The 609-nt window shown below is 69.8% G+C and carries 1 protein-coding gene; it reads left to right on the top strand.

The window, feature by feature from the left end; genetic code table 11:
• Positions 1-190 precede the first annotated feature (190 nt).
• Positions 191-463 (top strand): hypothetical protein, encoded by a 273-nt coding sequence (locus P1P75_RS41880; RefSeq protein WP_319265364.1) that lies wholly within the window; start codon positions 191-193, stop codon positions 461-463.
• The last annotated feature ends 146 nt before the right edge of the window (positions 464-609 follow it).

Raw genomic sequence — 609 nt, 5'->3', positions numbered from 1 at the left:
CCCCCTGCGTGCCCCCAGAGCCGGCACCCCCCACGCCGTACACCGCGATGTGCCAGGAACGGATACCTACCCGCAGTGTGATGAAATGCCCTCGCTCGGCACCTTTCGGCCATCGGCTTGGCCGAAGTGCGGCAGGAGTGAGCGGCGGCTCGACGGGCCGTTGTCAGTGGCGGGTGCGAAGCTGCTGGTCATGGACGAGGCTGACTTCATGCGGGGCCGGGTCTACGGCGCCGACCACGAGGATGCGGCGCCCCGCCCGGACCGCGAGTACGCGGAACTGGTGGGCGGCCCGCTGGACGGGCTGCTGCTGGACGTCACAGAGCGCCCCGGCGGCGACCTGCGCGAGGTCGCGCTGACCACCGAGATAGGCCGCTACGGCCCCGGCGGCTGGGCTCTGTACGAAGAACGGCCCGGGGACGCCCGCCGCTTCGACTGGCGGGGAGACGCGCCCGGCACTCCCTGACGGCCCGGCGGGGGTCCGGCAGGGGCCCGGATGGCTTGTTCGATCGTACGAACCTGTGTTCGTGAGGGTTACCTCTTGCCTTCAAGCTTGATAGGAAACCTTCCTGTCAGTTGTAGGCAGGGTTGCCCGCAGATCCACCTTCCCCC

The sequence above is a fragment of the Streptomyces sp. ID05-39B genome (assembly GCF_033794725.1).
Lineage (GTDB): Bacteria > Actinomycetota > Actinomycetes > Streptomycetales > Streptomycetaceae > Streptomyces > Streptomyces bobili.
This window is presented reverse-complemented; position numbering and strand designations above follow the sequence as displayed.

Excerpts from the sequence above, each read along its gene's own strand:
- P1P75_RS41880 (WP_319265364.1), top strand. The coding sequence starts at position 191 with ATGGACGAGGCTGACTTCATGCGGGGCCGGGTCTACGGCGCCGACCAC.